Source organism: Streptomyces sp. NPDC033180 (assembly GCF_055577645.1).
The window spans coordinates 104,027-130,189 of record NZ_JBVIPU010000013.1; the positions used below are offsets into that span (position 1 = coordinate 104,027).

General features: G+C 69.8%; 18 protein-coding genes and 3 pseudogenes. 7 read left to right on the forward strand and 14 right to left on the reverse strand.

Going from position 1 to position 26,163, the window contains the following annotated elements:
* Window positions 1-6,861 carry a polymorphic toxin-type HINT domain-containing protein gene (locus ACZ5WE_RS29205; protein ID WP_467693373.1) on the forward strand — a complete coding sequence of 2,287 codons (6,861 nt, stop codon included), beginning with the start codon at window positions 1-3 and terminating at the stop codon, window positions 6,859-6,861.
* 12 nt (window positions 6,862-6,873) lie between these two features.
* Window positions 6,874-7,380, forward strand: coding sequence for a hypothetical protein (locus ACZ5WE_RS29210; protein WP_467693375.1), 507 nt, complete (start codon window positions 6,874-6,876; stop codon window positions 7,378-7,380).
* 149 nt (window positions 7,381-7,529) lie between these two features.
* Here the strand turns inward: ACZ5WE_RS29210 and ACZ5WE_RS29215 are convergent.
* The 4 genes and pseudogenes from ACZ5WE_RS29215 to ACZ5WE_RS29230 all read right to left on the reverse strand — a co-directional run.
* Window positions 7,530-8,574 (reverse strand): annotated as a pseudogene (locus ACZ5WE_RS29215) (tyrosine-type recombinase/integrase); the annotation flags it as partial.
* On the reverse strand, window positions 8,574-8,798 hold the full coding sequence (locus ACZ5WE_RS29220; protein ID WP_467693376.1) for a helix-turn-helix domain-containing protein: 225 nt from the start codon (window positions 8,796-8,798) through the stop codon (window positions 8,574-8,576). The gene ACZ5WE_RS29220 and the pseudogene ACZ5WE_RS29215, both read right to left, overlap by 1 nt.
* A pseudogene (locus tag ACZ5WE_RS29225) lies at window positions 8,798-9,205 on the reverse strand (replication initiator); the annotation flags it as partial. The gene ACZ5WE_RS29220 and the pseudogene ACZ5WE_RS29225, both read right to left, overlap by 1 nt.
* Window positions 9,206-10,122: 917 nt before the next feature.
* Window positions 10,123-10,569: an Lrp/AsnC family transcriptional regulator gene (locus tag ACZ5WE_RS29230; RefSeq protein WP_467693378.1), complete on the reverse strand. Its 447-nt coding sequence runs from the start codon at window positions 10,567-10,569 to the stop codon at window positions 10,123-10,125.
* 94 nt (window positions 10,570-10,663) lie between these two features.
* Here ACZ5WE_RS29230 and ACZ5WE_RS29235 point away from each other — a divergent pair, with 94 nt between their 5' ends.
* On the forward strand, window positions 10,664-11,200 hold the full coding sequence (locus ACZ5WE_RS29235) for a rhodanese-like domain-containing protein (protein WP_467693380.1): 537 nt from the start codon (window positions 10,664-10,666) through the stop codon (window positions 11,198-11,200).
* A gap of 50 nt (window positions 11,201-11,250) precedes the next feature.
* On the opposite strand, the gene ACZ5WE_RS29240 is transcribed toward ACZ5WE_RS29235, so the two are convergent.
* Both ACZ5WE_RS29240 and ACZ5WE_RS29245 read right to left on the reverse strand, forming a co-directional pair.
* Entirely contained in the window at window positions 11,251-12,975 is a 1,725-nt protein-coding gene (locus ACZ5WE_RS29240) for a DUF885 domain-containing protein (RefSeq protein ID WP_467693382.1), read from the reverse strand.
* A gap of 35 nt (window positions 12,976-13,010) precedes the next feature.
* Entirely contained in the window at window positions 13,011-13,523 is a 513-nt protein-coding gene (locus tag ACZ5WE_RS29245) for an Lrp/AsnC family transcriptional regulator (protein ID WP_467693384.1), read from the reverse strand.
* 60 nt (window positions 13,524-13,583) lie between these two features.
* Between ACZ5WE_RS29245 and ACZ5WE_RS29250 the strand changes: the two genes are divergently transcribed.
* On the forward strand, window positions 13,584-14,864 hold the full coding sequence (locus tag ACZ5WE_RS29250; RefSeq protein WP_467693386.1) for a trans-sulfuration enzyme family protein: 1,281 nt from the start codon (window positions 13,584-13,586) through the stop codon (window positions 14,862-14,864).
* Here the strand turns inward: ACZ5WE_RS29250 and ACZ5WE_RS29255 are convergent.
* The gene (locus tag ACZ5WE_RS29255; protein WP_467693615.1) at window positions 14,803-16,275 is read right to left on the reverse strand and encodes a GNAT family N-acetyltransferase; all 1,473 of its coding nucleotides are present in this window, start codon (window positions 16,273-16,275) and stop codon (window positions 14,803-14,805) included. The genes ACZ5WE_RS29250 and ACZ5WE_RS29255 overlap by 62 nt on opposite strands.
* Before the next feature lie 153 nt (window positions 16,276-16,428).
* Complete coding sequence (locus tag ACZ5WE_RS29260) at window positions 16,429-18,012, reverse strand: alkaline phosphatase D family protein (RefSeq protein ID WP_467693388.1); 1,584 nt, start codon at window positions 18,010-18,012, stop codon at window positions 16,429-16,431.
* A gap of 367 nt (window positions 18,013-18,379) precedes the next feature.
* Between ACZ5WE_RS29260 and ACZ5WE_RS29265 the strand changes: the two genes are divergently transcribed.
* Window positions 18,380-18,790: a VOC family protein gene (locus ACZ5WE_RS29265; RefSeq protein WP_467693389.1), complete on the forward strand. Its 411-nt coding sequence runs from the start codon at window positions 18,380-18,382 to the stop codon at window positions 18,788-18,790.
* A gap of 75 nt (window positions 18,791-18,865) precedes the next feature.
* Here the strand turns inward: ACZ5WE_RS29265 and ACZ5WE_RS29270 are convergent, their stop codons facing one another.
* The 5 genes from ACZ5WE_RS29270 to pdxR form a co-directional block, all read right to left on the reverse strand.
* A complete protein-coding gene (locus ACZ5WE_RS29270; RefSeq protein ID WP_467693391.1) occupies window positions 18,866-19,177 on the reverse strand; it encodes a hypothetical protein in 312 nt (103 codons plus the stop codon).
* A 15-nt stretch (window positions 19,178-19,192) separates the two neighbouring features.
* Window positions 19,193-19,447 carry a hypothetical protein gene (locus ACZ5WE_RS29275; protein WP_160503574.1) on the reverse strand — a complete coding sequence of 85 codons (255 nt, stop codon included), beginning with the start codon at window positions 19,445-19,447 and terminating at the stop codon, window positions 19,193-19,195.
* 55 nt (window positions 19,448-19,502) lie between these two features.
* A complete protein-coding gene (locus ACZ5WE_RS29280) occupies window positions 19,503-21,314 on the reverse strand; it encodes a S8 family peptidase (RefSeq protein ID WP_467693392.1) in 1,812 nt (603 codons plus the stop codon).
* A gap of 19 nt (window positions 21,315-21,333) precedes the next feature.
* A complete protein-coding gene (locus ACZ5WE_RS29285) occupies window positions 21,334-21,606 on the reverse strand; it encodes a hypothetical protein (RefSeq protein WP_467693394.1) in 273 nt (90 codons plus the stop codon).
* Between the two features lie 85 nt (window positions 21,607-21,691).
* Entirely contained in the window at window positions 21,692-23,131 is a 1,440-nt protein-coding gene (pdxR, locus tag ACZ5WE_RS29290) for a MocR-like pyridoxine biosynthesis transcription factor PdxR (RefSeq protein ID WP_467693395.1), read from the reverse strand.
* A 127-nt stretch (window positions 23,132-23,258) separates the two neighbouring features.
* Here pdxR and ACZ5WE_RS29295 point away from each other — a divergent pair.
* Window positions 23,259-23,663: pseudogene (locus ACZ5WE_RS29295) on the forward strand (EamA family transporter); the annotation flags it as partial.
* Window positions 23,664-24,119: 456 nt separating this feature from the next.
* Here ACZ5WE_RS29295 and ACZ5WE_RS29300 read toward each other — a convergent pair.
* Window positions 24,120-24,965: an alpha/beta fold hydrolase gene (locus ACZ5WE_RS29300; protein WP_467693397.1), complete on the reverse strand. Its 846-nt coding sequence runs from the start codon at window positions 24,963-24,965 to the stop codon at window positions 24,120-24,122.
* Window positions 24,966-25,154: 189 nt separating this feature from the next.
* On the opposite strand from ACZ5WE_RS29300, the gene sigJ reads away from it, so the two are divergent.
* Window positions 25,155-26,045 (forward strand): RNA polymerase sigma factor SigJ, encoded by an 891-nt coding sequence (gene sigJ / locus ACZ5WE_RS29305; protein WP_467693399.1) that lies wholly within the window; start codon window positions 25,155-25,157, stop codon window positions 26,043-26,045.
* The last annotated feature ends 118 nt before the right edge of the window (window positions 26,046-26,163 follow it).

The following is a 26,163-nucleotide window of genomic DNA, read 5'->3' on the forward strand; positions in this document are numbered from 1 at the left end:
ATGAACGGCATAACAAGACCGCGCCGGTTCGGCGCACTGCGGCGAAGGGCAGCCCTGGCGGTGTCCGTCGTGATGATGGGCACTCTGCTGCAGGTGGTGAGCGCACCGGTGGCGACGGCGGAAGGCACCGGCAGACCGGGCCTCCCCTCGGCGGAGAAACCGATCAAGGGCCGGGACGGCATCAAGGTCGAGCCGCGCAAGGTGACCAAGGGACCAAAGACTCCGAAGAGGGCACCGAAGGCGGCCTGGCCGAAGGCCGGGTCCGCCGTGGTGGAGATCCCGCAGCCATCGGTCAAGGAGGCAGAGAAGCCTGTCAGGGCGAAGGGGCTGCCGCTGGCCGTCGGGGCGTCGAAAGCGACCGACTCCAAGCGCGCGGGCCGCAGTGCCAAGGCGCCGGCCACGCCTGCGGCCGGCGGTGTGGAGGCCCGCGTGCTGAGCCGCAAGGCGGCCGAGCGTGCCGGGGTGAACGGTGTCCTGTTCACTCTCGGCTCGGGGGACGACGCGAGCGACAAGCCCGGAAAGGTCCGGACGGCACTTGACTACTCCGGCTTCGCCGAGGCTTTCGGCGGCGGCTACGCGTCCCGCCTCACGCTGGTGCAGCTGCCTGCCTGCGCGCTGGACACCCCGGCGAAGCAGCAGTGCCGTACCGCCGAGCCGGTCCGGACCGTCAACGACACGGAGAAGCAGACCCTGACCGCCGACGCGGTGGCTCTGCGCTCGTCGGGGGCGACGGTGCTGGCAGCGGTCGCGGCGGAGAAGAGCGCGAACAGCGACTACAAGGCAACCTCGCTGTCCCCGTCCGCGACCTGGAACACGGACCTGAACACCGGTGACTTCTCCTGGTCGTACGACATGCCGGTACCCGAGGTGCCGGGCGACCTGAAGCCGGAGGTCGGCCTGTCCTACTCCTCCGGGTCCATCGACGGACGGTCCGGGGCGACCAACAACCAGTCCTCCTGGGCCGGCGACGGCTTCGACCTGTGGCCCGGCTACATCGAACGCCGCTACAAGCCCTGCGCCGACGACGGGGTCGAGAACGCGGACGGCAACAAGCCCGGCGACCAGTGCTGGGACTACGACAACGCGTTCATCACCTTCAACGGCAAGGGCGGCGAGCTCGTCCCGGCCGGGGACGGTGAGTTCAAGTTCAAGCAGGATGACGGCAGCCGCATCAAGAAGCTGTCGTCCACCGACCGCGGCAACGGTGACAACGACGGCGAGTACTGGCGTCTGACCGACCCCGATGGCGTGCGCTACTACTTCGGGTACAACCGGCTGCCCGGCTGGGCGGACGGCAAGGCCGCCACGGAATCGACCTGGACGTCGCCGGTCTTCGGCAACAACGCCGACGAGCCCTGCCACAAGGCATCCTTCGCCGACTCCTGGTGCCAGCAGGCCTGGCGCTGGAACCTCGACTACGTCGTCGACCCTCGCGGCAACGCGATCGCCTACTACTACGACCAGGAGAAGAACTCCTACGGCCGCAACCTCAAGGCCAAGGACAACACCCGCTACACCCGGGGCGGTTCACTCAGCCGCATCGACTACGGCCTGAAGTCCTCGGCCATGTACGGCTCCAAGCCGCTGGCCAAGGTCGACTTCGCCACCTCCGAACGCTGCCTGCCCGACAGCAAGACGGACTGCTCGGACATCGGCAAGGACGCCTTCTACTGGTACGACACGCCCTGGGACATGAACTGCACCGAGGCGGAGGACTGCGACGAGGGACGCCTGTCCCCGACGTTCTTCACCCGCAAGCGGCTGACCGGCGTCACCACCCAGGTTCTCAACGGCGACACCTACAGCAAGGTCGACTCCTGGAAGCTGGGCCACCGGTGGGGCATGGCGGACGTCGACTACCAACTGCTGCTCGACTCGGTCCAGCGCACCGGCCACACCGCGGAGCCCGCGGTGACGCTGCCGAAGACCAGCTTCGCCTACACCCAGCTCGCCAACCGCCTGGACAAGACGGGCGACGGATACGCGCCGTTCATCAAGGCCCGCCTGTCCACGGTCGCCGACGATTCCGGCGGCCAGGTCGACGTCAACTACTCGGCCCCGACATGCGACTGGAACGCCCTGCCCACCCCGCAGTCCAACACCACCCGCTGCTTCCCGCAGTACATCGGCGGCTCCAGCACGGACGACGCGGAGCGCCAGTGGTTCAACAAGTACGTCGTCACTTCCACGACTACCACCGACCGCACTGGTGGCGCCCCCGACGCGGTGACCGCGTACGAGTACCTGGGCGATGCGGCCTGGCACTACGACGATGACGACGGTCTGACCAAGAAGAAGTTCAAGACGTGGTCCCAGTGGCGCGGCTACGGCCATGTCCGGGTCAAGACCGGCGGCCAGGGCGGCGGCGACGCACTCAAATCACAGGAGGACTCCTACTTCCTGCGCGGTATGGACGGGGATCGCAAGGACACCTCGGGCGGCACCAAGGCTGTCAGCGTCTCGCTCGGCGAGGGCGAGGGCGACCCGATCACCGACCACGAATCGGCAGCCGGATTCGCCTACAAAACCGCCACATACTCCGGGCCGGGCGGCAAGGTCCTGGACAAGACGGTGAACCGGCCCTGGCACCACGAGACCGCGAAGAAGGTTCGCGACTGGGGCACGGTGACCGCGAACTTCACCGGCGCCGCCCACTCCAAGACCTGGACGTCGCTGGATGAGGGTGCGGGCGCCGACTGGCGGATCACCTCGACCTCGACCGACTTCGACACCGTCGCCGGCCGCGCCACCCAGGTCGACGACCTCGGCGACAACACGACCGCGGCCGACAACCAGTGCACCCGCACCACCTACGCCACCAACACCGCGGAGAACATCCTTACGCTGCCTTCCCGGGTGGAGACCGTCGCCGTCAAGTGCGCCGACACCCCCGACCGCGCCAAGCAGGTCATCTCCGATGTCCGCACGGCCTACGACGGCGGGGCCTATGGGGCTGCGCCCACCAAGGGCGACGCCACCGCGACCGCCACGCTGAAGAAGCACGACGGCACCAAGGCCACCTACCTGGAATCCGGCGCGACGTTCGACGGCTACGGCCGCCCGCTGACCGCCACCGACCTGACCGCCGACGTCACCGCGACAGGCGCCGGCGCCCCGGTGCGGACGGTCCGCTCGGACGGCCGCAAGACGACTACCGCCTACGGCCCGACGACCGGCTTCGCCACCAAGATCACCGAGACCAGTCCTCCCGTCAAGGCGGCCGACGCGACCTCCGCACTGACCACGATCACCGAGCTGGAGCCGCTGCGCGGCCAGCCGAAAGCCACGGTGGACACCAACGCCAAGCGTACCGAGATGACGTACGACGCGTTGGGCCGCTCGGCGAAGGTGTGGCTGCCCGACCGCAAGACCAGCCAGACACCCAGCTATCAGTTCACCTACTTCGTGGACGAGGGGCAGCCGGTCACCGTCCGCACCCAGACCGTGAACAACGAGGGCGGCCAGGTCGCCTCCTACACGCTCTACGACGGATTCCTGCGCGAACGACAGACGCAGGCCCCCGGCCCCGATGCCGGACGCGTCCTCAGCGACATCTTCTACGACGAACGCGGCCTCACGACCAAGACGTTCGCCCCCTACTACACCCCAGGTGCACCCAACCGGTCCCTGTTCAAGCCCGCCGACGCACTGAGCGTGGAGACGCAGACCCGCACCGCCTTCGACGGTCTGGGCCGCGCCGTCGAGGAGCGGCAGATCGCCGGAAACGGCGACGGCGGCACCGTACTGGGCATCACCAAGACCATCTACGGTGGCGACCGCACCACGGTGATCCCGCCCGAGGGCGCCACGGCAGCCACTACCCTCACCGACGCCCGCGGCAAGACAACCGAGCTGCGTCAGCACCACACCCGCAGCCAGAGTGCGGCCTTCGACACCACCTCGTACGGCTTCACCCCGCGCGGGGAGCTGGCGAAGGTCACTGACCCGGCGGGCAACAACTGGACCTACGCCTACGACCAGTTGGGGCGTCAGACCGAGACTACCGACCCGGACAAGGGCACAACGGAGAGCAAGTACGACGACCGGGGCCAGCTCACCACCACCACCGATGCCCGCGGCACGACGCTGGCCAGTGTCTACGACAACCTGGGCCGCAAGACCGAACTGCACAAGGACAGCGCCACCGGCGAGCTGCGCGCGAAGTGGGTCTACGACACCATCACCGGTGCCAAGGGCCAGCTCGCCGAATCCACCCGCTACGTGGACGGCGCCGCCTACACGTCCAAGGTCACCAGTTACGACCGCCTCTATCGGCCCATGAAGACCGCCTTGGTGATCCCCGACAAGGAAGGCGCCCTGGCCGGTACCTACCAGAGCGGCACCAACTACCTGCCCTCCGGGCTGGTGGGAGGAATCAGCTACTCCGCAGCGGGCTCGCTGCCCGGCGGCGGCTACTCCACCACCTACGAGAAGGAGACCCTGCGGCCCATCTCCGTTCTGGGGGACGGCTTCCAGGCTGACACCAGCTACTCGCTGACCGGAAAGCCGCTCCAGTACGCACTGGGCAGCACCGGGGGAGGCAAGAAGACCTGGGCCACCAACACCTACGAGTGGGGCACCCAGCGCCTGGCCACCTCCCGCATCGACCGCCAGGACCAGCCCGGCGTCGACCAGCTCGACACCTACCGGTACGACCAGGCCGGCAACATCCTGTCCGTCTCGGACGTCTCCCGCACCGGCACCGACACGCAATGCTTCACCTACGACTACCTGCGGCGCATGACCGAGGCGTGGACACAGGGCGACAAGACCTGCGCCACAGCTCCGGCCGCCGACAAGACTGGCGGCCCGGCCCCCTACTGGCACTCCTACACCTACGACAAGGCCGGCAACCGCCTTACCGAAACCCTCCACGACACCGGCGGCGACAGTGCCGAGAACACCCAGCGCACCTACGACTACCCCAAGCCTGGTGACCGGCAGCCGCACACCCTGACCTCGGTCACCTCGCAACTGCCCGGCAAAACCGCCACCAAGGACTCCTACGGCTACGACGAGACCGGCAACACCACCACCCGCACCCTGCGTGGCGACACCCAGACGCTGGCCTGGGACGCCGAAGGCCACCTCGCCAAGGTCACCGAACCCGTGGAGGGCGAGAAGGACAAGGTCACGGAGTACGTCTACGACACGGAGGGCAACCGCCTGATCGCACGTACCCCGACCGAGACCACCCTCTACCTCGGGCACAGCGAAGTCACCCTGCCCAAGGGAGCGGGCAAGGCCAAGGCCACCCGCTACACGCCCCTCGGTGGTGGTCACCAGGCCGTCAAGGAAGACAACGGCACCGTCACCTTCACCACCGCCGACCACCAGGGCACCGGACAACTCTCCGTCGCCGCATCCGACTTGGCCCTCACCCAGCGTCGCACCCTGCCCTTTGGCGGCCTTCGCGGCGAGGCGCCGCAGTCCTGGCCGGGCTCCAAGGGCTTCGTCGGCGGCACCGACGACAGCAAGTCCACCGGGCTGACGCACCTCGGCGCTCGTGAATACGACCCCACCACCGGACGGTTCATCTCCGTCGACCCGATCATGGATCTGACCGACCCGCAGCAGATGCATGGCTACATCTATGGGAACAACAGCCCCCTGGTGTATTCCGACCCGACCGGGTTGTCATGGGCTTCCGACCTCTGGAAGTCAATCAAGAAGAGTGTGACGAAGACCCTCGGCAGGATCATCGGTGGCGGCGGTGGCGGCGGTTACGCCGGAAGTGGGGGTGGCGGACACGTAAGCAACGCCGTGTACACCGGCGGCAGAAGCAACCGAGCGACTCAGGTCGGAATGCCCAATCCGTTCGGCTTTCTGGACAGGGGAATATTCCCCAACACGCGAAAGTACCTCTCCGGCGGCGGCGCATACAAAGCGGTGAAGGAGATAGTCCTTCCCGACGTCAACTCCTGGAAAGCCTGCGGACAGCACCCCGGCGTCACCCTGGATTGTGCCAGCGTCGGCATGGATACACCGTGGGGAAAGTTCCTCAAGCCGTTCAAGGCTGCCATCAAGGGTCTGAAGAAGGCAGACGAAGGCGCGGAGGCAGCAGGCAAGACCAAGAAGGGTGCCGCCTCCTCCGGTTGTAAGTGCTTCCTCGCCGGCACCGACGTCCTCATGGCCGACGGTGCTAACAAGAACATCGAGGACGTCGAACTCGGCGACAAAGTCCTGGCCACGGACCCGAAAACCGGGGAAACAAGCGAACGCGAAGTCACGGCGACTATCGTCACCGAAGACGACAAGCAGTTCACCGAACTCACCATCGCCACACCCAACGGCACCGAGAAGCTGACCGCCACTCACGAGCACCCCTTCTGGTCAGTCGACCAGAAGGACTGGGTCGAGGCTGGAGACCTCAAGCCGGGCATGACCCTGCGCACGGACGACGGCCGCACCGTCACCGTGAGCGCCACTCGCGAGTACAAGGACCGTCAGCGCACCTATAACCTCACCATCGAAGGCGTCCACACGTACTATGTGCTGGCGGGCGAGACTCCGGTACTCGTTCACAACAGCAACTGCCCGAATTGGGCCGCCAATAGCGTGAAGACGTGGGGGCACACATTCAAGACTCATGGTGCCGGAGCGAAGAACACGAAGGCTCTGACCGATCGCGCTCGTAGTACCGGGAATCAGCAGGGTCAATGGCTGGATAATGACGGCGCTGCAGAGTTCTTGAAGGGACTCCACGTCGAAGGGGCCGGTCCCAGGTCGGTGCGCATTCCGGATGGGTTGGGGCAGGTGATCATGCCGGATGGGAGTATCGCCCAAGCGCGGGCAGCTACCATCGTCCCGAGTCCAAATGGACTGTATAAGACGGGGTTCCCGATTATTGGCCCGAACTAGGAGGCTGGAGAGATGAGCTTCTCTGTGTCGTTCAATCCGGCAGTGCAGTCTGGTGCTGCGGCTCCTGCTCTAGCGAGTCTGGAGCCGGGTGACGATTACGAAACCCTCGTCATGGAGGCGTGTAGCGCCCTCTCCGATGCGGGAGGCAGCAGATTCCACATTGGCGGTTTCGGGAACGATGAGTGGCCGCTCGATGTCGGGTATGACTTGTCTGCCTTCATGGAGCAGTTCCCGTCACTCATGGCGAGTGTGCGTGAACGTCGCGAAGTAGAGGTGGATCTCTACTCGCAGGGCATCGAGAGGACTTTGACCTTCCGGCCAAGCGAGGATCTGGTGATGATTCACTGCGAGTCGCGGACCAATTGGGTTCCAGACCCAGAGTGCGAGAGCATTGCGCAAAGTGAGCTAGTCGCGATGCTCTCGCAATTGGCCGACGACTTCGCACGGGGGTTGAAGGCAATTAAGTTCGACCTGCCGGAGGCCGCACCATTCGATCGTTGGCTGGAGGGTGAGGTGTAGCCTCACGGCCCGATCCTGCAATCCACGTGTTGGATAGCAGTAGCAAAATCGAAGCCCCGCCAGGTGCGTCCTGGCGGGGCTTCTGCGGTGGGTGACGGCAGTAGTTGACGGCAACGTCGTGGACGGTGGCTCCGCACAGCGGCGGGTCATCGCCGTAGTGTGGTGAAGGTCCGGGTGAGGTTGGTCGGATCGATCGCTCTTCCCTGCGGCGTGGTGAACACCTACCCGTTGTGCTGCCACTCGGCGCCCGCCGTGTCACGGTCGCGCTACTGCTCTTCGTAGCGGTGCTTCAGCGACTGGAGGCAGCGGTCAGGGAGGGAGAGTGATGCGGCGCTCGGAGGCCCGAGTCTTGGTGGGCAAAGCGGTGAGGCCGTCCGTGTTGGTGCGCTGCAATGTTCGGCGGATGGCGGCGGTGCCCCGGTCGAGGTTGAGGTCTTCCCAGCGGAGACCGAGGCGTTCGCCCTTGCGGAGCCCGGTGTGGAGAGCGAGTTCGAACAGGGCGTGCAGCCGGTGTTCGTTCGCGGCGGCGAGGAGCTGACGGGGTTCTTGAGCGGTGAGGGGTGCGAAGCGTCGGGGCCGAGGCGTGCCGGTGCGGACGTTTGCGGGCGACGTCGCGCGGGATCTCCTCCTCGCGCACGGCGTGTTCCAGGGCGGACTTGAGGACGGAGTGGATGTACGTCAGCGTCAGCGGCGAGAGCCGCTTGGATCAGCATGTTCCGGTGGCGCAGCAGCGGGGTTGATCGCGGCCGGCGTCGATGCTGCGGGCACAGCACTGGCAGGTGGTGCGGAGTTGGTTGAGCCAGGTGCGGACGTCCCTGGCGGTGAGCTTGGCGAGCTTCTTCTTGCCCAGGCCGGGGATGAGGTAGTTGTTCACGCAGGCGGTGTAGCGGGGTGTGGGGGTGTCCTCGCGGAGGTGGTGGACGGCAACGGCCTCCAGCCAATACGTCAGGTACGCGGCCCGGCTGCCCTGCGCGGAGGGTACGGGGACCTCGCGGTTGCTGTTGGCGATCTTCTCGGTGAGCTTGGCCAGGGCTTCCTTGCGGGTGGTGTCGTAGACACGGAGGCGCTTGCGGGTGTTGCTGGGGGCGAGGACGTATCCGGTGGCCTCCCAACGGCTGTCCTTGCGCTGGTAGACGGTTCCGTCGCCGTTGGCGCGGGCTCGCCGGGAGGCGGGGCATCTCGGGGTGTGGTCATTAGGCGGCTTCCTGTTCGAGGCGGGTGCGGATGAAGTCGGTGAGGTCGTGGGTGGGGATGCGGCGGGCGCGGCCGAGGGTGACCGAGGCGAGTTGGCCGGAGCGGAGCAGGTCGTAGACGGCGGAGCGGCCGAGCTGGAGTCGGGCCATGACCTGGGGCACCGTGAGCAGATCCAGCGTCGGGGTCACCTCCGCGTGGAGGACGGCGAGTGGGGGCGAGGCCATCAACAGCCCCCTTCGGCCGTGAACTGCCGTTCCAGTTCCTTGCAATGCCAGACGTCGGCCGTGAGGAGGGCCACGCCGGGGTTGTAGCCCGAGCCGAGGTAGTCCCAGCGACCGACGACGAGCGTGGTCGTCGGATCGGGCTCGGGCAGCCCGGCGTGGACGCGGGCCTGTTCGGTGCGCCAGGCGCGGCGGGCGTCGCGCAGCGCGCCCAGGGTGGTGGAGTAGCTGCGGGACTTGGTGGAGAAGTGGCCCCGGAAGCCGAGCATGTGCGCCCACTTCCAGAGCTTGAGGTGGGCGAACTCCGGCAGCCTGCCCAGCTCCCAGCAGGTGCGGATCATCTGCCGCACATGGCATGCGACGGGGAGCCGGGACAGCGGGCGGGCCTGCCCGGTGCCGTCGCAGGCGGTGCGCGACCAGGAGGCCGACGACGGACAGGTCCACCATGGGGGCGATCAGCGGCGTACCGTCTGACGGCAGTAGCGACGGCAACACCCACGGATTCCCCCACACAATCACGGACACCAGCAGAACCCGAAACCACCGCTGATCTGCGAATACGCAGATCGAGAGGGGCCGCGTAGCACACGTACTATGTGCTGGCGGGCGGGACCCCGGTCCTGGTTCACAATTCCAACTGCCCGCCCGATGAAACAGTCAATAACCTGCCGATGGGCGCCGCAGTATTCGGATGGGTGATCACGAGATGAACAGCAAGCCCACAATACTCCGTCACTAACACATGGACTGTCGGCAATACAATGCAGCAGCGAGTTCCCTTGGGGGGAAGTGATGAGAGTGGAAGTTCTGCAGGTCCTGGCCCCTTCGCAAGGGATCGTGCGCTTCAGGTGCGAGTCCGGTACGGCGTCTGGCCGCTGGATGGGGCGAGGCCCCGCCGAGGTGGGCCGATTCGATGTCGAGATCGAGGTTCCGGAAGAGGTCGCAGAGTGGACTGCGACTTCCTCGAGTGTTACCTCCCTCTCGGACGTAGGCGCGGGGCCCGGATCCCTGATTACGGGTGAAGTTGTCAGGTTCGAGGATGGCGATGATTCGGTCGTTGAGGTCAGAGTAGGGTCGGACATCCTCCTGATTGAAATCCCGAATCGAAGGTCAGAGCTTTCCGTCAAGGGGCTCATCTCCTTCCGGGCTCCCGAAATTCAGCTCTACCCGTACGACCTGTAGGTCAGCTGAGTCGAAGAAATCGGGGAAGGGTTGCGCTTCAGTACCGCCCCGGAAGCCCCACCGAAAGTGCTCGGTGGGGCTTCCGGGGTTCTTGAGAACCAGAACCGGTGGGCGTCTACGAGTCGGCCTGGGGGACAGGCCGGGGTCAGCGGCCCAGGGGGCGCCTTGGTAGGGGAGAGGAGTAGACGATGCTGGTGGTCACCGACCCCAGTGCGCCGATCTTCCCGGCGACCTCCTCCAAGTGGCTCATCGAGCGCGCGGCGACCTTGATCACGAAGCAGTCGTCGCCGGTGACGTGGTGCGCCTCCAGGATCTCGGGGGTCACCTCCACCAGGTCGTGGAACGGCTTGTAATGGCCGTTCGGGTACCGCAGGCGCACGAACGCCAGGATGGGCAGGCCGAGACGCTCCGGGTCCACCACGGCCGCGTACCCCTGGATCACGCCCGCCTCCTCCAGGCGGCGGACCCGTTCGGTCACGGCGCTCGGAGACATGGCGACGGCGCGTGCCAGCTCGGCGTAGCTGGCGCGGCCCTCACGCTGGAGGACGTCGAGGATGCGCCAGTCGGTGGCGTCCGTGGAATAACCGGTCATGCCCGAGAGGTAACAGGGGAATCCCCGGCAGATCAAGAGGTACGCCGGTGATCGGCTCTTCTGGGGCGGCGGGCTCGCCCGTAGATTTTTGGCCATGAGCACAACGACGAACACAGCGCACACCGAAGCGACCAGCGCCGCGAGCACGGCGGCCACCGCCGTCGGCGCCCCGAACTCCGTCCTGCGGGTGGCCCCCGCGTCCCCGGCTGCCGCCGCCGCGTACTTCGGCGCGAGCCTCGCCTTCCACGCCGACGTGTCCGACGTGGCGTCGGCGCTCGCCGCCGGCGGCGACCCCGGATTCGTCGTGGTCGACTCCCGTTCGACGGCGTCCTGGGACCAGGGCCACATCCCCGGCGCGATCCACCTTCCCACCGCCCTCATCCCCGAGCAGGCCGAGCAACTCCTCGACACGTCCGTCCCGGTCGTCACATATTGCTGGGGCCCCGGCTGCAACGGCGCGACCCGCGCCGCCCTCGCCCTCGCCCAACTCGGCTACCAGGTCAAGGAGATGATGGGCGGCTTCGAGTACTGGGCGCGCGAAGGCTTCGAGTTCGAGACCTGGGAGGGCAAGGAGCGCCGCACTCCCGACACCCTCACAGCCCCGGCGGACGCGGAGGACTGCGGGTGCTGAGAGGGGTGGTGGCGGGGTGAGGCGCGCGTCAACTCGGGTGCGTGGCGTGGCTAAAGGGCTGACAGCTCGGCCACCAGGTCGTCAAGACCCAGCGACCCCTGCGACAACGCCGCCATGTGCCACGCCTTCGCGTCGAAGGCGTCGCCTAGCCGCCGCCGCGCGTTCTCGCGGCTGATGAGCCACGCCCGCTCGCCCAGCTTGTAGCCGATGGCCTGGCCGGGGATGGAGAGGTAGCGGGTCATCTCGCTCGCCACGTAGTCCGTGGGACGGCTGCAGTGCGCGTCGTAGAACTCCTGCGCCAGGTCAGGGGTCCACCGCTCGCCCGGGTGGAAGGGCGAGTCCGCCGGGATCTCCAGCTCCAGGTGCATGCCGATGTCGACGATCACGCGCAGAGCCCGCATCATCTGGGCGTCCAGATAACCGAGCCTGCGTTCGGCGTCCTTGAGGAAGCCGAGCTCGTCCATCAGCCGCTCCGCGTAGAGCGCCCAGCCCTCCGCGTTGGCGCTGACGATGCCGATGGTCGCCTGGTAGCGGGAGAGGTTCTCCGCGACGTGCGCCCACTGCGCCAACTGGAGGTGGTGGCCGGGGACGCCCTCGTGGTACCAGGTGGAGACCAGGTCGTAGACGGGGAAGCGGGTCTCGCCCATCGTCGGCAGCCACGTCCGTCCGGGGCGGGAGAAGTCCTCCGATGGGCCGGAGTAGTACGGGGCCGCGGCGCCACCCGGCGGGGCGATGCGGGACTCCACCTTCCGTACTCGCTCGGCGAGTTCGAAGTGTGTGCCGTCCAGCGCCTCGATCGCCTCGTCCATCAGCTCCTGGAGCCAGACCCGCACCTCCTCCACGCCCTCGATGTGCGTGCCGTGCTCGTCGAGGTGGGCGAGCGCCACCCACGGTGTCCCGGCGCCGGGCAGGATCTTCTCGGCCTCGGCGCGCATCTCGCCGAGCAGCCGGTGGAACTCGGACCAGCCGTACGTGTACGCCTCGTCGAGGTCCAGGTCGGTGCCGTTGAAGTAGCGGGACCAGCGGGCGTAGCGCTCGCGGCCCACCGTGTCGGGGGCGCCCTCGATCGCGGGCGCGTAGACGTCACGCATCCAGTCGCGCAGTGCCACGACCGAGGCGGTGGCGGCGCGGGCCGCGGCGTCCAGCTCTGCCCTCAGCGAGTCGGGCCCGTCCGCGGCGAACTCCTCGAACCAGCCGCGGCCCTCGGCGCCGCCGGGGCCCGCCCACTCGCCGAGCTGCCCGATGAAGACGGCGGTGGGTCGGGGAGCCGCGAACAGCTCGCGCTCCAGGCCCAGTTCGAGCGAGGCGCGATACCCCTCGTACGCGGCCGGCACGGCCCGCAGCCGCTCGGCGATCGCCGCCCAGTCCTCGTCCGTCTCCATCGGCGTCACGGTGAAGATCTCGCGCACCGCGTGCGGGATCGTATGCAGATTGCCGACCGCGCGCAGCCCCTCGCCTGCCTCGTGCACGGCGAGTTCGGCGGTGAGCCGCTCCCGCAGGAGCCGCGCGCACCGGCGTTCGGCGTCGCTGTCGGCGCCGGGCAGGCGTTCCGCATCGTCCAGCCGGGCAAGGGTCGTGCGGGCCAGCTCCGCGACGGCTTCCTGGCCCGCCGGTGAGGTGTCCGGGAGCTTGCTGTGACTCGCCTTGACGCCGAGAAAGGTGCCGTTGATGGGATCGAGGGCGATGAGCTCGTCGACGTAGGCGTCGGCGACCTGGCGAGGCAGCGGGCTCCCGCTCCCGTTCTCGCTCGTGTTCGGGATCTTCGTGTCTGACATGCGGACATCCTCATACGCGGGACGCGCCCCCGTCATCACGATTGGCCGGAGGCCGCCCCTTGGCCATCGGCTCCCGGGGCCGGCGGCAGGAGCGGGCCGCACTCCCACTGCTGGAAGATCAACCGTGTCTCCACGCGTGCCACTTCGCGCCGCGCCGTGAACTCGTCGAGGACGAGCCGCTGGAGGTCTGCCGTGTCGGCCACCGCCACGTGCACCAGATAGTCGTCGGGCCCCGCGAGATGAAACACCGACCGGGACTCCGGCAGCGCTCTGATCCGCTCCACGAACGGCCCCACCAACTCCCGCCGGTGCGGCCTGACCTGCACGGACAGCAGCGCCTCCAGACCGCGTCCGAGCTTCGCCGGATCGAGGCGCAGCTGGTGTCCGAGGATCACACCGGAGCGGCGCAGCCGGGAGATACGATCCAGACAGGTCGACGGCGCGACGCCGACCTGGGCCGCGAGATCCCGGTAGGTGATCCGGGCATCGTTCTGCAGCAGCCGCAGGATGCGGAGATCCACCGGGTCGAGTACGACAGAATCAGCCACTTGCCGAACGTAGCACGGGCTTCAACTGCCCGGTACCGGCCTTTGTTCAGGCTGTCGGGCATGGACACGAACACGGAACCCCGCACCGGATCCGGCCACCCGGCCCCGATGCCGGCATCGCCCGCTCCGCGCGCACTCGCCACCGAGGCCGTGCACGCCGGACGCGACGACCTCGCCGGACTCGGCCTGCACGCTGCGCCGATCGACCTGTCCACCACCTACCCCTCGTACGACACCCGCGGCGAGGCGGCGCGCATCGACGCCTTCGCCGCCGACGGCGCCCTGGACGAAGGACCGCCCGTCTACGCCCGCCTCGCGAACCCGACCGTCGCCCGCTTCGAGACAGCCCTGGCCCGGCTCGAAGGGACGGAGAGCGCCGTCGCGTTCGCGAGCGGCATGGCGGCGCTGACCGCGGTCCTTCTCGCACGAGGGGCGGCGGGACTGCGCCATGTCGTCGCGGTCCGCCCGCTGTACGGCTGCAGCGACCACCTCCTCACGGCGGGGCTCCTCGGCTCCGCGGTGACCTGGGTCGACCCCGCAGGGATCGCCGACGCGATCCGCCCCGACACGGGCCTGGTCCTTGTCGAGTCGCCCGCCAATCCGACCCTCGCCGAACTCGATCTGCGCGCGGTGGCCCACGCCTGCGGCACGGTGCCCCTCCTTGCCGACAACACCTTCGCCACGCCCGTCCTGCAACGGCCTGTCGAGAGCGGGGCGCGACTCGTGCTGCACAGCGCCACCAAGTACCTGGGCGGCCACGGCGACGTCCTCGGCGGAGTGGTCGCGTGCGACGAGGAGTTCGCGCGGCAGTTGCGGCAGGTCAGGTTCGCCACCGGCGGGGTGTTGCATCCGCTCGCCGGATATCTCCTGCTGCGGGGTCTTTCCACGCTGCCGGTGCGGGTACGTGCCGCCTCCGCGAACGCGGCGGAGCTCGCGCGGCGCCTTGCCGCCGACCCGCGCGTGCGCCGCGTGCAATATCCGCGGCTCGGCGGCGCCATGGTCGCCTTCGAGGTCATCGGCGATCCGCACGCGGTGACCGCCGGGGTGCGGCTGATCACCCCGGCGGTCAGCCTCGGCAGCGTGGACACGCTCATCCAGCATCCGGCGTCCATCAGCCACCGCGTCGTCGACCCGGCGGACCGGCGGTCATCGGGCGTGAGCGACAACCTGTTGCGCCTCTCGGCCGGGCTCGAGGACGTCGAGGACCTGTGGCAGGACCTCGACCGCGCCCTCGGCCCTCGGGTGCCCGGCACGGACGCGGCGGCCCGAGTGCCCCGGGTCAGTGCCGCTCCGCACGCCCCCGCGGCTGGTCGTACGGCAGCCGTGAACTCACCGGCGTAGCCCCGAGGCCCGCGGTGATCACCAGCGTGCCCTCCTCGATCTGGTAGTCGAGGGGAAGCCCGAGGCCGCGCATCGCGGCGACCATGCCGGTGTTGGACGCCCGCGTCACCGCGTACACGCTCTCGCAGCCCGCCTCGATGGCCATCGTCACCAGGCGGCCGAGCAGTTCGCTGCCGATGCCGCGGCGCTGCCAGTCGTCCTCGACGAGCAGCGCGATCTCGGTCTCGTCGCCGTCCCAGAGCAGATGGCCGAGGCCGACGATGCGCCCGGACGCCGTCCGCACCGCAAGGGTGCGGCCGAACCGGGGGCTCAGCAGGTGGTTGAGATAGCGGTCCGCGTCCCGCACGGGGCCGTGGTAGCGCATACCGAGGGTGCGCTGCGAGCAGCGTTCGTGCATGGCCCTGGCCGCGTCGAGGTCGCCGGTGTCGGCCCGGCGCACGGTGATGGAGCTGCCCTCGGCGAGGGTCAGGACGTCCTGGCTGCGCGGGATGCGCGGGCCGAGCCGGGTGTCGAGCTCGACCAGGGCACGTGCGCGGGCGAACTCGGTGGGCGTGAACGGCAGATACGGCCGCTCCACGGTGATCACTTCGCCGTCGGGGGCCTGCAGCCGGAGCACTGTCCCTTCGCCTTCAAGGGCACCCTCGACGGGTGCGCCGTCGTCGGGCTTGTCCGACCGCGGCCCGGACGTGGCGCCCTGTGACTTCGCGGGCAGCGACCGGATGGTGCAGCGGCCCAGCAACTGACGCAGCGCGAGCGGCAGTTCGGCGGCGTCCAGGGCGGTTCGGGTGGCCAGGCCCAGGATGCGGGTGGGGGCGTCCACCAGGTCATGGGCGTCCGCCCGCTCGATCCAGGTGCCCGAGCCGCCGGCCTGCGCGACGTCTCGGGTGATCTCGGCCGCGGGCAGGTCGGCGGGGGCACGCAGCAGGAACTCGTCGACGGTGCCTTCGGCCAGCGGGTGCGCCTGGAGGCTCAGGATGTCGACCTTGTCGTGGGCCAGGGCCGTGCACAGGGCGGCGAGCGCGCCCGGCTCGTCCCGCACCGTGGTGCGCATCCGCCACAGGGTCGTCGCCTCCGCGCTCTGGTGCCCCGCGCTCTGCTGCCCTGGGGTCTGCTGCCCTGGGGTCTGGTGCCCTGTGGTCTTCTGCCCGGCGGTGTGCGACCGGGCGCCGGTATCGTCCGTCGTCGGGGGTGCGTGGTTGTGGCGGCGTGCCCACCATGTGTGGAAACCGACCGTGGCGAGCAGCGCCACGGCCGAGATCACGAGCAGGGCGGGGACGTCGGGTCCGTGCCCGATCATGTTCGCCACCGCGTCCGCCACGGCCACCGCCGTGAGGAGGGCGGCGAGTTCCACCAGATCCCGCCGCCAGTGGTGAACGGGGCGGCCGTGTTTGGTTCGCGTCACATCAGACATGTCAGCACTCATACAGCCACTGTGGAGGAAGGGTGTTGCGTGATCACGAACGTTTTGTGACTGATGAGTTAAGACACCTTCTGCCCGTTTAGTTCATCTTTGGTCTTTCGTGGCGTCCGGAGGTGACTTCTCGTTGCGTGTTCGGGGGCGTAATCACTGCTGCCCCACCCGCCCCGGCGACAGCACCTTCGTGAACAGCACCGCGCCGTCCTCCTGGCGCAGCCGCACGGTCAGCTCCCCGCTGCCGCCGTCGATGTCGACCTCGCCGAAGTACTGCGGGGTCTCGGCCGGTGACGTGTTGGCGCGGTTCGGAGCCTTGACGAAGCGCTGCTCGGCGCCGAACGTCCCGTCGAGCTTGAGGGCCTGGAAGCCGCCCGCGGCCAGCGGCCCCGACACGAACTCCCAGAACGGCGCGAAGTCCTTGAACGCCGCACGCGAGGGGTCGTAGTGCTGCGCCGACGTGTAGTGCACGTCGGCCGTCAGCCACAGAGTCCCGGTGATCTTGCGGTGCTTGATGTGCCGCAGGAGCTCGGCGATCTGCAGCTCGCGGCCGAGCGGCACACCGGGGTCGCCCTGCGCCACCGCCTCGAAGTTGGCCGAGCCGTCGGGCACGACGAGGCCCAGCGGCATGTCGGAGGCGATGACCTTCCAGGTGGCCCGCGAGCGTGACAACTCGCGCTTCAGCCACCGCAGTTGCCGGGCACCCAGAATGCCGGTGGTGTCGTCGGGCTGCCGGCCGGGAGAGTTGGCGTTGCGGTAGGAGCGCATGTCCAGGACGAACACGTCGAGGAGAGGGCCGTGCCGCAGCACGCGGTACACCCGTCCGTCCTCGTCGCCCGGCGGGAGCGTCGAGATCGGGTAGTACTCGCTGAACGCGCGCAGCGAGCGGCCGGCGAGGACGTTCACGTCCTTCTCCGTGTAGCGGGGATCGGTCAGAATCTGGCCCGGGTACCAGTTGTTGCGCACCTCGTGGTCGTCCCACTGGACGATGGAGGGCACCTGCGCGTTGAAGCGCCGCACGTTCTCGTCGAGCAGGTTGTAGCGGAAGGCGCCGCGGAACTCCGCGAGCGACTCGGCGACCTTCGACTTCTCCTCCGTGGTCACGTTCCGCCACACGCTGCCGTCGGGCAGGTTGACGCTGGGCAGGATGGGCCCGTCGGCGTAGATGTTGTCGCCGCTGCACAGGAAGAAGTCCGGGTCCCTGCGACGCATCTCGTCGAAGACGCGCCAGCCGCCGCGGTCCGGGTTGATGCCCCACCCCTGCCCCGCGATGTCACCCGACCACAGGAAGCGCACCCCCTCCTTGCGGCCCTTCGGCGTCGTACGAAAGGTGCCGGTGACCGGCTCGCCGCTGCGTCTGGGGTCGTCGGGGTCGGCCAGGACCACGCGGTAGTGGATCTGCTCGCCCGCGGGAAGGCCGCGCAGCCGAGTCGTTCCGGTGAAGTCGGTGCCCGGGCCGAGCACCGGGCCCTTCCAGCGGGTCGGGTTGCGGAACGACTCCGTGGCGGACGTCTCCACGATCATGCGGGCAGGACGGTCGGAACGTACCCACACCAGACCCGCGTGCGCCGTCACGTCACCGGCCTGCACACCCCACTCGGCCCGCGGACGCCCCGACCGGGCGAACGCCGGAGCGGCCCCGGCGACGGACGGCACGGCCAGCGCCGCCGGCACGGCGAGCGAGCCGCGCAGCACACTGCGGCGGCGAGGGGACGGGCTCGGCTGAGGGTGTGACATGAATGCGCCTCCAGTGACAGGTCCGACCAGTGTGCAGGGCCACAACTAGCGGTGCGCGGCGGCGCACACACAAACCACAAGTGAACAACTGCCCATGGGTGGAAGGGAACCGCTGTGCGAACGCCATGTCGCCCGCATCGTCGCTTCCTTGATTGCCCACACCCATTGCCCACACCCATTGCCCACACCCATTGCCCACACCCATTGCCCACACCCATTGCCCACACCCATTGCCCACACCCATTGCCCACACCCTCGCCTACATCTCCGGTCGCAGGTCCTGAGCCCGATGCCGGAAGATCGTTCGCTGTCTACGCTCGGCGGCAGAGGCGCGCGGCCGAGCGCGTTCGTTCGAAGGGGGAGCCCCATGCCGGTCAACGGGCAGAGCCACATCCGTATCGCCCGCCCGTCCCGAGACCTCGCGGCGGCCGAGCGCTTCTGGGTGACGGGCCTCGGCCTGGACGTCGTCTGGCGTTCCGAGGGCGGCGGCGCTCCCGGTGAACACGACCTGCTCATGGCCGGCTGGCCGGATGCCTCCTGGCATCTCGAACTCGTGCACGAGGCGAACAAGCCGGTCCTGCCGCGCCCCACGGAGGAGGACCTGCTCGTCATCTACCTCGACGAGCCCGTCCCCGACGACCTGGTGGCCCGCCTGGAGGCGCACGGCGGCACGCGCGTGAAGTCGCCCAACCCGTACTGGAACGAGTGGGGCGTCACCATCGAGGACCCGGACGGCTACCGCCTGGTGCTCTGCACGCGCGCGTGGGCCAACTCCTGACGGTTCTGGGCTCCTGGCGCAGCGGAGGGGGCCGTCACGCGATCCGTGACGGCCCCTTTCGTCGACGACGACTGCTCAGCCCTGAGCCGCCGGCGCGCTCCCGGCGTCCATCGACACGCCATCGGCGGACTGCCGGGCCTCCTGCTGCTCCTCACCGGGGCCGGCGACCTCTCCGGCGTCGGCGAGCCGGACGAGTTCGGCGAGCCGGCTCGGGGCCTCGCCGCCGTCCGTGGCGGAGCCTTCCGGACGGGCCGACTCCGTCGTCTGGGGAGCGGCGGGCCCGGCGTCGACGGCACCCGTGGCGTCCCGTGCCACGGAGAGCTGCCGCCCCGCCCCGGCCGCCGGGGCCGCGCCCGCGTCCTCCGCGATCGTGATGTGCACCTTCATGGCCGTTCCCCCCGCCTAGTTGAGAACCGCGTACCGGCCTTCGAAGTTCATCTGGGTGCTGCCGATGTTCTTCACCGTCAGCCAGTACGTGACCGCCGTGGCAGATGCCCGCTCGACCTCGGTCTCCCACTCGATCTGCGGGCTGCCCGTCTGCGGCGTCGTCGGCATGAAGTACCAGACGACGTGCCAGTCCTGGGGCCAGCCGAAGGTGAACCAGCGTCCGGTCTGCCCGGGGTTGAGTGTTCCGGTGAACTGTGTGCCTACTCGCATCGTCGTTTTCCTCTCACCATCCGAGAAACAGCGGAGCCCCGTCCGAGACCGCGCATCACCATCCGAGGACCGCGAACCGGGCCTCGAAGTCGACCGAGTCGGTCACGAGGTTCGTCACGTCGATCCAGTACGTCGCGTAGGTGTCGTTCGCCCGCTCGACCCGGACCCTCCAGCGGATCTGCGGGGCACCGGGGCGCGGACTCGTCGGGACGACCGTCCACACCACATGCCAGTGGGCGGGCCAGTTGAAGGTGAACCAGCGCCCGGTGCGGTTCCCGGCGAGGGTGCCCCGGAACTGGACGCCGACCCAGCTGCTCGTCTGGAGAGCCGCCGGGACGAGCTGGCGCAGATCGGGCCGCCTGCCGATGCGCTGGGTCGCCGGGCGGCCGGGCGCGTCCTGCTGCGGTGAGCCGGTGGAGCGCAGCAGCTGCCGGGCCCGCGAGGGCGACAGCGGGATGCGGCGGTTCGCGCGCAGCACGCCCTGGGTGCTCGCCAGCGCGCCCACCACGATCGGCGAGGCGCTGGACGTGCCGCTGAACTGGTCCGTGTACCAGAAGTCCTGGTTGTCGCCCGCCTGGAGGTCGCCGTAGCCGGTGGTGGTCACCTCGCGTCCCCAGCCCTGGGCGTCCACGCAGGCGCCGTAGTTGGAGAAGTCGAGCCGGGAGCGGTCCGGGCCGTGCTGGCGGCCGTGGGTGCCGGGCGGCGGTGCCCCGGCGCCGACGATCACGGCGCCGGCGTCGAGCGCGGTACGCCGGAAGGGGTTGCGCCACCAGGAGGGGAAGCCCGCCCTGGGGGTGTCGTAGTCGGCGTGGTCGAGGTTCTCCGCGCCGTTGCCCGCGGCCTCGACGACGGTGATGCCCTTGTTGACGGCGTAGCGGATGGCCAGATAGTCGTCCGGCCACCACTCGACGGCGATGTACCCCACCTGGCCGACGCCGGTCGCGTGCGGCCCCGCGCGGTGGATCTCGAGCAGGATGATGTCGCCGGGGCCGAGGCGGTCGGCGGCGTTCCTGATCGCCGTGGCCGTGGGGATGGAGAAGGCGGACGCGCTGGTGACGGCGTCCGGCGCGATCCCGGTGATCCCGAACGCGTTGACGTCGCCGCCGATCTCGCCGAGCACCGCGGTGCCGTGATCGGTGTCCGTGCTCCCGGTGCCGGAGACGATGCCGCCCTGGTTGAGCCGCAGGTCCTCATGGGTGAAGCGCCAGCCCCACTCGCAGTCGATCACCCGGACACCGGCGCCGCGCCCACCCGGCAGGGTCCACGCGTAGCGGGCGTCGACGCCGCCCGGCGCCGCGTCGAGATAGCCCTGGCGTGCGGTGAAGTCCGGGGTCACGGGCGGCGCGTCGGCTCCCGTCGGCTGCATGTCGTTGAGCGGCGGGCCCTCTGCCTCCTCGCTCTCCTTCTTCGGGACGACATCGGGGACGGCGAGGGCGACGGCGGGCTTGACGTAGGCACCCTCCACGGCGTCCGACGCGCGCAGCCGCTCGGCCAGCGCATCCAACTGGTCGGCCGGAGCGTCGACATGGAAGAAGAGCCCCATCCGGTCGAGGATCTCCAGCGTGGCGTCGTCGGTCCCGGCGCCGGGGCCGTCCGCGGTGGCCCCCGCCTGAGCCCCTGCCTGGGCGCGCAGCCTCTCCTGGTCGGCGCCGAACAGCGGCCTGATGGTGACGTCCTCCTGGGCCGCCACGGCGTCGAGACCGCTCACGGAGATGCCCGCCGCGGCGGTCGCGCCGGTCGGGGTGATGCGTACCCCGGCGTCGGCGCGCGTGACGCACACCAGCTCGGGACGTCCGAAGAGCGGCTCGAATCCTGGAGCCGGGCGGCTGTTCCCCCGGCTGTTCCCCGCACCTGATCGCTGTGGCACAGCTGACTCCTTCACCACGTTACGGAAGGTCCGCCGGTGGTTTCACATAGGCGGCCTCGACTGCCGGGTGGCCGCGCAGGGCCGTGGCGACGGCCTCGGCGTCCACGCCGGCGGGGACGGCGACCCGGTGCCATCCGATGAGCGCCGGGTCGCCGGCGCCGGGGTGCAGCGGCTCCGGCGTGACGCCGAACCGCCGCTCCAGAAGGCTGTGGACGTCCGGGAGTTCCGTGGTGGCCGCCGTCGCGGGTCGCGGTGTGGTTCGGAGCTGGATGATGACCTCGGCCTCGGCCACAGGTCTGCCCCCCCCTCGGACGCCTCCGGCACCGCGTGCGTCCCGCTCGCGGTCACCGGGCCCGGCCGACCCTAATGAGGGGCTGTCACCGGAGCGTCGCAGTGGCGTCACCGTGCCGGTGGTCCGCCTCGGCGAGGAGCCGCACCCCCTCGGCGATCCGGGCGGGCGCGAGGTGGGCGTAGCCGAGGACGAGAGCCACCCCCGCGCCGTCCGCCGCCGAGCCGTAGTCGCTCAGCGGACGGACCGCGACCCCGGCTGCCGAGGCCCGCCGCAGGAAGACCTCCTGTCCTCCCGGACGTGCGGGCAGCCGGGCGATGACGTGCAGACCGGCGGCGATGCCGGTCACCGCCGTACCGGGAAAGTACGTGTCGAGCGCCGCGACGAGTGCGTCCCTGCGCTCGCGGTAGGCGCGCTGACAGCGGCGCAACTGACGGTCGTAGTCCCCGCGCTCGACGAACCGCGCGAGCAGCGCCTGGTCCAGCGCCGGATTGCCCAGGTCCATCATGCGTTTGCGGGCGACGACCTCATCGGTCATCGACTCCGGTACGCGCAGCCAGCCGAGGCGCAGCCCCGGAGCGAGCGACTTGCTGACCGAGCCCGTGTAGGCGACGTGTTCGGGGTCGAGCCCTTGCAGCGCGCCCACCGGGGCCCGGTCGTAGCGGAAGTCCCCGTCGTAGTCGTCCTCGATGACCAAGCCGTCCACGTCCCGGGCCCAGTCGAGGAGTTCGGTGCGCCGCCGCGCCGAGTAGCCGATGCCCAGAGGGAACTGGTGGGCGGGCGTGGTGACGACCGCGCGCAGACCCCGCTCTCTCAGTACGCCGGTGACGACGCCCTCGCCGTCGAGGGGTACCGGCTCCGTCGCGACGTCCGCCGAGGCGAACAGCTCGCCGTGCTGCGGGCTCCCGGGGTCCTCGACCCCGACACTGCGCACTCCGCGCGCGTGCAGCACGAAGCCGATCAGCGCCATGGCCTGCGCGACGCCGGAGCAGACGACGATCGCCTCCGGGTCCGCGACCACGCCCCGGCGGCGTACGAGCAGTTCGGCGAGGGCCGTACGCAGCCGGGGCAGGCCCCGCGGGTCCGGGTATCCGAGTGCGTGGTGGGGGAGTTCGGCCAGCACCCCGCGGTGCGCGGCCGCCCACGCGGCGCGCGGGAACAGGGACAGGTCGGGCGTGCCCGCGATGAAGTCCACGCGCGCGTGGACGGGACGCGGAGCCAGATCGTGTGCGCCCCGAACGGCCTTCCGCGCCGCGCCACCCACCCAGGTGCCCGCGCCGCGGTCGCTGCGCAGATAGCCCTCGGCCGTCAACTGCTCGTACGTCTCCGTGACAAGGCCGCGTGAGACGCCCAGATCGGCGGCGAGTTCACGGCTCGATGGCATGCGCGTGCCCGGAGCGAGGCGTCCGGACCTGACCGCGTCGCGCAGCGCCGACCGGAGGCTGCGGCCACGGCTGCGGGCGGGAGCGGACGCGGCCGGGAGCAGTAGCTCCCAGGCGGCTGATCCTTGACCCGACGTGGATGTCACAGGGATGCGCCTCCTGAGAGCGACGGACGACCGGGGCCGGAAATCAGCGAGCCCCGAAAAGTGGTCCCCGAACAGGCCCCGGAAGTGGACCTTAAACCGGTCCGCGGCCGTTCCTAACGTCAGGGCCATGAACGCGAACCTCACACGCGGGTCCCTGCTCGCCGCCCTCGCCTGCCTCCTCGTCGGCGGCGCCTTCACCGCCAACAGCCTCCTCGGCGACTACCCGTACGCGGGCGGCCAGTTCCTGCGCTACGGCCTGGCCTGCCTGCTGCTCCTGCCGCTGCTCGGGCGGGGCGGCGCGGCGCCGCTCGGCCGCCTGACGCGACGCCAGTGGGGGCGGCTCGCGGTTCTCGCCGCCGTCGGTATGGTCGGTTTCAACCTGGCGATCCTCGCCGCCGAACGCACGGCGGAACCTGTCGTACCGGGCGTCTTCGTAGGCTGCGCCCCCGTCGTCGTGGCGGTTGTCGTGCCACTCCTGGAGGGGCGGCGGCCTCAGCGGGCGGTCATGTACGGATCGTTGGTCGTGGCCGCCGGAGCGTTCACCGTGCAGGGGTGGGGCCGTACGGACGCGTTCGGCATCCTCTTCTCCGCGGGCGCGCTCGCGGGCGAGGTCGGCTTCGCGGTCCTCGCTGTTCCCGTGCTGCGGCCGCTCGGCCCGAAGCTGCTCTCCGCGACGGTCTGCGGGATCGCCGCCGTCGAGTCCGCCGTCATCGGTGTCGTGGTGGACGGCGGGAACTTCCTGCGGATGCCCGGCACCACCGAGGCGGCGGCTCTGCTGTGGCAGGCGGGGATCGTCACCGTCATCGGGTTCGTCTGCTGGTACTCGGGCATCCAGCGCATCGGCGCCGAGCGAGCCACCCTCTTCTCCGGTCTCATTCCCGTCGCGGCGGCGTTCACCGCCCCCCTGGTCGGCACCGGCACCTACGGCGTCCCGCAGGCCGTGGGCAGCGCGCTCGTCGGCGCCGGGGTGGCACTGGGCTCCGGCGTGCTACGCGGCCGGCGCGCGGCGGCAGGTGTCGAGGACGACGCGCGAGACGAGAGCCGGATCGTCGTTCATCGGGACGTGCCCACATCCGGGAAGGCGCACCAGGCGGGCCTCGGGGACGGCGTGCTTGGCCCGCACGCCCTGGCGGCGCAGCAGGATCCGGTCGCGCGAGCCCCACGCCACGGTGACCGCGAGGCCGGGCACGTCGTCACTGAAGAGCACGTCGCGCCCGGCGGCGAGGGTCTGCTCGAACCCCGTGGCCTCGCGCAGCGCGAGCGTCTCGGCGACGACGGCCTCGGGTGAACGGCGCCCGGGCCGGGCGTAGATGCTGCTGGTGAGCGCCGCCCGGCCGGCCGCGGTCCGCGCGAGCCGTTCGATCATCGGCAACGGAAGGATCCGCGCTCCGTGCCGCATGGCGAGCAGAGTGTTGAACGCGTACCGCCGCTCCCCGGGCGTCCAGAAGCCCGCGGGGGACAGCGCGGTGACCGAGCGCACGAGCTTTTCCCGGCCGAGTTCCAGGGCGAGCAGGCCGCCCAGGGAGTTGCCCGCCACGTGCGGACGCTCGATCTCCAGGGCCTCGCACAGCGCGCCGAGCACGGACACCACCGTCGAGATGTCGTAGGGGAGCCCGTCGGGCAGGGCGGGGGACTCCCCGAAGCCCGGCAGGTCCACGGCTATCACGTCGTACTCGGCGGCCAGAATGCCGAACACCGGGCCCCAGGCCTGGCGGTGGTGCCCGATGCCGTGCAGCAGGAGCAGCGGCTCGCCCTCGCCCCCGCGTTCGTAGGCGACGGACAGCGTCCGCGGGCCGCCGGGCGATTCGACGCTGAAGGACACCTCTGCGGCCATTGCTGCTCCAGTCCCCGTCGCCCGGCGACGGTCCTCAGACACCTTAGACACCTTGTCAGCAACAATTACCGCTCAGTAGCCTCCAGTTCAAGAGGGTGGGGGGTGGGGGGAACGGCCGCCGGGCCGGTGTGGGCCGCGACGCACCCGATTCGTCTGGACACCGGGTGTTCTGTCGGATGGGATGGAGACGTGGCGACCGATACCGTGACCGACGTATTCGAAGAGCACCGGCCCGTCCTGATGGGCGTGGCCTACCGCATGCTCGGCCGGGTGGCCGACGCGGAGGACATCGTGCAGGAGTCCTGGCTGCGCTGGTCGGCGGCCGACCAGTCGCAAGTGCGCGAACCGCGCGCCTACTTGGTGCGTGTCACCACACGGCTCGCGATCGACCGGCTGCGCCACGTGCAGTCACGCCGCGAGTCCTACGTCGGTCCCTGGCTGCCCGAACCCCTCGTCACGGACTACGGGCCGACCGTCCCCGACACCGCCGAGCAGGCCGTGCTCGCCGATTCCGTGTCCATCGCCGTCATGGTCGTCCTGGAGTCCCTGTCGCCTCTGGAGCGCGCGGTGTTCGTGCTGCGGGAGGCCTTCGGGTTCCCGTTCTCGGAGATCGCCCTCACGCTGGACCGTGGCGAGCCCGCCGTCCGGCAGCTCGCGGCCCGGGCCCGCAAGCACGTCGACGAGGGGAGGCCGCGCTACGAGGTGGATCCGGACGAGCGCAGGGATCTGACCGAGCGGTTCCTCGCCGCGGCGACCGGTGGCGACCTGGACGGCCTGATGTCCTTGCTCGCTCCGGGCGTACGCCTCGTCGGCGACAGCGGCGGCAAGGCGAAGGGCCCGCTGCGCGTCATCGAGACCGCCGACAAGGTCGGCCGGTTCCTCGGCGGTGCGACCCGCAAGGGCGTGCCGGAGGGGGCGGAGCTGGAGGCCCGGTTCCTGGAGGTCAACGGCGCGCACTCCGTACTGGTCCTGGTCGACGGCAAACCGGACTCCCTCTTCCAACTGGACGTCGCCGACGGCCGGATCACCAACCTCTACATCATCCGCAACCCGGACAAGCTGGTCGGCCTCGCCTCCTAGAACGCAGACGGCGGACCCCCGTCACCCCCCGTCCTTACAGGGCGGGGGTTTTTGTCTTGTTCGCTACGCGTACGTGACACGACGCCAACATCGCGTGAATGCTCTGTGGCATCGTCCC

Coding starts and splice junctions, on each gene's coding strand:
- ACZ5WE_RS29275 (WP_160503574.1), bottom strand. CDS start 19,447: ATGCGAGTAGGCACACAGTTCACCGGAACACTCAACCCCGGGCAGACC.
- ACZ5WE_RS29220 (WP_467693376.1), bottom strand. CDS start 8,798: ATGGCCTCGCCCCCACTCGCCGTCCTCCACGCGGAGGTGACCCCGACG.
- ACZ5WE_RS29300 (WP_467693397.1), bottom strand. CDS start 24,965: ATGGCCGCAGAGGTGTCCTTCAGCGTCGAATCGCCCGGCGGCCCGCGG.
- ACZ5WE_RS29270 (WP_467693391.1), bottom strand. CDS start 19,177: ATGAAGGTGCACATCACGATCGCGGAGGACGCGGGCGCGGCCCCGGCG.
- ACZ5WE_RS29240 (WP_467693382.1), bottom strand. CDS start 12,975: ATGTCAGACACGAAGATCCCGAACACGAGCGAGAACGGGAGCGGGAGC.
- ACZ5WE_RS29260 (WP_467693388.1), bottom strand. CDS start 18,012: ATGTCACACCCTCAGCCGAGCCCGTCCCCTCGCCGCCGCAGTGTGCTG.
- ACZ5WE_RS29205 (WP_467693373.1), top strand. CDS start 1: ATGAACGGCATAACAAGACCGCGCCGGTTCGGCGCACTGCGGCGAAGG.
- ACZ5WE_RS29265 (WP_467693389.1), top strand. CDS start 18,380: ATGCCGGTCAACGGGCAGAGCCACATCCGTATCGCCCGCCCGTCCCGA.
- ACZ5WE_RS29250 (WP_467693386.1), top strand. CDS start 13,584: ATGGACACGAACACGGAACCCCGCACCGGATCCGGCCACCCGGCCCCG.
- ACZ5WE_RS29230 (WP_467693378.1), bottom strand. CDS start 10,569: ATGACCGGTTATTCCACGGACGCCACCGACTGGCGCATCCTCGACGTC.
- ACZ5WE_RS29255 (WP_467693615.1), bottom strand. CDS start 16,275: ATGTCTGATGTGACGCGAACCAAACACGGCCGCCCCGTTCACCACTGG.
- ACZ5WE_RS29235 (WP_467693380.1), top strand. CDS start 10,664: ATGAGCACAACGACGAACACAGCGCACACCGAAGCGACCAGCGCCGCG.
- ACZ5WE_RS29210 (WP_467693375.1), top strand. CDS start 6,874: ATGAGCTTCTCTGTGTCGTTCAATCCGGCAGTGCAGTCTGGTGCTGCG.